The sequence below is a fragment of the Nocardioides sp. genome, assembly GCF_036401255.1.
Taxonomy (GTDB): domain Bacteria; phylum Actinomycetota; class Actinomycetes; order Propionibacteriales; family Nocardioidaceae; genus Nocardioides.
In genome coordinates this window covers 1-3,879 of record NZ_DASWVI010000037.1, presented here as the reverse complement: position 1 = coordinate 3,879, position 3,879 = coordinate 1, and the positions used below count along the sequence as shown (strand labels likewise).

The following is a 3,879-nucleotide window of genomic DNA, read 5'->3' as shown; positions in this document are numbered from 1 at the left end:
AGGCGGTCCGTCACGGCCATTCCGGCGACCTCGACGCCGCGCTGCTCGAGGACGGGGTCGCGGCGCAGGCGTAGGTGCGGGTTTCACCGGTCAGCCGGTGAAACCCGCACGACACGCCGAGGGGCACCGGCGTGTCGCGCGGGTTTCGGCCGACAAGTGGTGCCCGAGGGGCTTCTGAGGTTCCGCCGCGCCGTTGTCTGCTCGGTACAGTTTCGGCGTGACCGAGCAGCCGATCTCCGTGACCACCGTCGCGGAGGGCGTCGCGCGGATCGCCTGGACGCCCGACCAGCCGGTCGACGTCGTGCGCCACGAGGTCGCCGCCGCGCTGACCGGACACACCCGGGTCGAGGCGCTGGTCGACCCCGACGACGAGTCCGCGCAGCGGGTCGCCACGTGGTCCGGGCTGCGCCGCGAGGGCGTGATGCGCGGGGTGACTGTCGAGGGGCGCACCGTGGACCGGATCGTCTACGCCCGGCTCGCCACCGACGTACCCGTCCACGAACCCGAGGGCTTCCGCGCGCTGCTCAACTCGTTCCTGCCACGCAAGCGCGCGATCAGCCAGATGCTCGTGCGCGACACCGGGGGCCGGGTGCTGCTCTGCGAGCTCACCTACAAGCAGGACTGGGACCTGCCCGGCGGCGTGGTCGAGGTCGGCGAGTCGCCCCAGCTCGCCGTCACCCGCGAGGTCGAGGAGGAGCTCGGCCTGCGGATCGAGGCCGGCGCGCTGCTGCTCACCGACTGGCTGCCGCCGTGGAGCGGGTGGGACGACGCCCTCTGCCTGGTCTTCGACGGCGGGGTGCACGAGCCCGCGATCACCGAGACGATCGTGAAACAGACCCGGGAGATCCGCTCCGCGGAGTTCTGCACGCTCGAGCAGGCCCGCGAGCGCTGCGCCGACTTCACCGCCCGCCGGGTGGCCTCCGCGCTCGCCAACCTCACCACCGGCGGCTCGACGTACACCGAGTCCGGCGGGCTCTGAGGCTCGCCCACCCGCGGACTCTGACCCGGACTGCGGGCCGGGACCATTGTCGTTTGGTCACCAACCGCAACACCTCATGACCGATCCCTGTCGTTGGTGACCAAACGACACACCTGCCCCTTGATGGTCGTGCAACACTGATTACATGATTACTAATGAGCAGCAGGAGCGGGTGACGGGCTGGTTCGCCGGCCGGCTCCCGGCGGAGTGGCAGCACGCCCCCGCCCAGGTCACCGTCGACCGCGAGGAGATCACGATCGTGCTGACGATCCCGGACGTGCCGCTCGAGGACCCCACGGACGCCGCGCTCGCGGAGGCGCGGGCCGGTCGGGCCTCGGCGTTCCGTGAGGACACCCGCGAGCGGCGCATGGAGATCGCTCGCGAGGCCCAGCACCGGTTCGAGCGCAAGGTCTCCTGGGGAGTCGCCGTCGGGGAGCACCGCGAGCTGTGGACCCACGTCGCAGCGCCGGTCATGACCCGGCTGCGCCAGCCCCAGCGGCTCGTGCTCGACACGCTCGTCGACGCGGGTGTCGCCCGGTCACGGTCGGACGCACTCGCCTGGTGCGTCCGCCTCGTCGGCCAGCACGAGGGCGACTGGCTGGCCGAGCTCCGAGACGCGATGGCGGCCGTCGCCGACGTCCGCGCGAAGGGCCCGGCCGCCTGAGGGTCGTTTCGGCGGCCGCATCGCCACGAGCACGCCGAGGATCAGCACCCCTCCCCCGGCGAGCTCGGCGGCGTTGGGCCGCTGGTCGAGCAGCAGCCACGCCGACGCCATCGCGACGACCGGGGCGAGCAGCACCCACGGCACCACCGCGGACGACTGGTTGCGCGAGAGCAGCGTGTTGAAGACGCCGTACCCCACCAGCGAGGCGAGCCCGGCGGTGTAGAGCGTGGACACCCCGGCCTGCCAGGACCACGAGGCCAGCGCTTCCCCCACCGCGTGCGGCCCGTCGACGAGCAGCGAGAGCGCGAGCAGCGGCAGGGGTACGACGAGCGCGGACCACACGGTCAGCGAGAGCCCGCCTCGGACGCCCGAGGCGCGCGACACCACGTTGCCGATGCCCCACGACAGCGCGGCGAGCAGGCACAGCGCCAACGCCGCGGGCGTGACGCGACCGCCACGGCCGACGGCGACGACCGCCAGCCCCGCACCGCCGAGCAGCACGCCGACCACCTGGGCGCGGGTCGGCACCTCGCGGAGCACCCCCGCCGCGATCACCACCGTGAAGATCACCTGCGCCTGCAGCACCAGCGCCGCCAGCCCAGGCGGCATCCCGGCGTCCATGGAGACGTAGAGGAGGCCGAACTGCCCCAGCGACATGAACACCCCGACGGCCGCGACCACGCGCCAGGGCGCGTCCGGTCGGCGTACGACGAGGGCCGCGGGCAGCACGACCACGGTGAACCGCACCGCCGCGAACAGCAGCGGCGGGATCTCGGCCATGCCCCAGTCGATGACCACGAAGTTGAAGCCCCAGATCGTCGCCACGAGCGCGGCGAGCAGGCGGTCCCGGCGATCCATGCGCCCAGCCAACCCGCCACGACTATGAAGCACCAGCGAATGATCGTTCACGAAGCCATGTAGCATCCGTGCATGATCGATCTCACGGCGCTGGCCAGCCTGCGCGCGGTCGCCGCCGAGGGGTCGGTGGTGGGCGCGGCGGACGCCCTCGGCTTCACCCCCAGCGCGGTGTCGCAGCAGGTCAAGCGGCTCGAGCGCCAGACCGGCGTGGCCCTGCTGGAGCGGGTCGGGCGCGGCGTGATGCTCACCGACCACGGCCGCCAGCTCGTCGCCGCCGGAGCCCGCCTGCTCGCCGACCTCGAGGAGGTCGAGGCGGGCCTGCACCGGCGGACCGGCACGGTCGCGGGCCACCTGCGGCTGACCGCGTTCTCGACGGCGATGCGCGGGCTGGTGGCGCCGGTCGTCCGCGCGCTGTGCGCGGCCCACCCGGACCTCACCGTCTCCCTCACCGAGCGCGAGCCCTGGGAGACCGTCGACCTGGTCGCCACCGGCCGGAGCGACCTCGGCGTCGTGCACCGCTGGGGCGACCTGTCGATCGCGGTCCCCGATCACCTCCAGGCGACGGTCGTCGCCCACGACGTCGCCGACGTGATCGTCCACGCCGGCCACCCGCTGGCCGGCCGCGCCCGGGTCAGTCCGCGCGACCTCCTCGACGAGGGCTGGATCGCGACGCCGGAGAACACGATCTGCCGCCAGTGGCTGACCCGGATGTACGACGGCACCGGGCGGGTGCCCCGGATCGTCCACCAGGCCATGGAGTTCGAGTCCCACCTCGCCCTGGCCCGCGCGGGCCTCGGCATCGCGCTCGTGCCCCGGCTGGGACGGGCGCCACTGGGCGAGGACCTGGTCGCCGTACCCGCCCACGACCCGGTGCCCACCCGCGACGTGATCGCGGTGCACCGCCGCAGCCAGGCGGAGTCACCCGCCGTACGCGCCGTTCTCGAGGGGCTGGCGGCCGCCTCGCTCCCGCTGAGCGGCTGACCCTGCCAGGTCAGAACAACGCGGAGGCGAGGTTCTGCCGGGCCTTGAGCACGCGCGGGTCGTCGTTGCCGACGGCGCCGAACAGCCCGATCAGGTGCTCGCGAGCGCGGTCGCGGTCCTCCCCCGTCGTACGCCGGACGGTCTCGACGAGCCGGTGGAAGGAGTCCTCCACGTGTCCGCCGAGGAGGTCGAGGTCGGCGACCATGGTCTGCGCGTCCACGTCGTCGGGGTCGGCGGCGGCCGCGGCCCGGGCCTCGGCGAGGTCGACGCCCTGCGTGCGCTGGAGCAGCTTGGCCATCGCCAGGCCGGCGGCCGCCTCGGCGTCGGCCGGGTTGGCGTCCACGAGGCGCTGGTACTCCGCGACCGCACCCTCGATGTCCCCGGCGCCGAGCGCCTC

General features: G+C 73.7%; 4 protein-coding genes and 1 pseudogene. 3 read left to right on the top strand and 2 right to left on the bottom strand.

The window, feature by feature from the left end:
• Positions 1-217: 217 nt before the first annotated feature.
• Both VGD85_RS01745 and VGD85_RS01740 read left to right on the top strand, forming a co-directional pair.
• Positions 218-979, top strand: a complete 762-nt coding sequence (locus tag VGD85_RS01745; RefSeq protein WP_331061729.1) for an NUDIX hydrolase — start codon at positions 218-220, stop codon at positions 977-979.
• Between the two features lie 145 nt (positions 980-1,124).
• Complete coding sequence (locus VGD85_RS01740) at positions 1,125-1,643, top strand: hypothetical protein (protein ID WP_331061728.1); 519 nt, start codon at positions 1,125-1,127, stop codon at positions 1,641-1,643.
• A gap of 33 nt (positions 1,644-1,676) precedes the next feature.
• Here VGD85_RS01740 and VGD85_RS01735 read toward each other — a convergent pair.
• Positions 1,677-2,501, bottom strand: a pseudogene (locus VGD85_RS01735) (EamA family transporter); the annotation flags it as partial.
• A gap of 72 nt (positions 2,502-2,573) precedes the next feature.
• On the opposite strand from VGD85_RS01735, the gene VGD85_RS01730 reads away from it, so the two are divergent.
• Positions 2,574-3,482 carry a LysR family transcriptional regulator gene (locus VGD85_RS01730; RefSeq protein WP_331061727.1) on the top strand — a complete coding sequence of 303 codons (909 nt, stop codon included), beginning with the start codon at positions 2,574-2,576 and terminating at the stop codon, positions 3,480-3,482.
• A 10-nt stretch (positions 3,483-3,492) separates the two neighbouring features.
• Here the strand turns inward: VGD85_RS01730 and VGD85_RS01725 are convergent.
• Positions 3,493-3,879, bottom strand: a 387-nt coding sequence (locus VGD85_RS01725) for a tetratricopeptide repeat protein (protein ID WP_331061726.1), incomplete at its 5' end; no start/stop codon positions are given.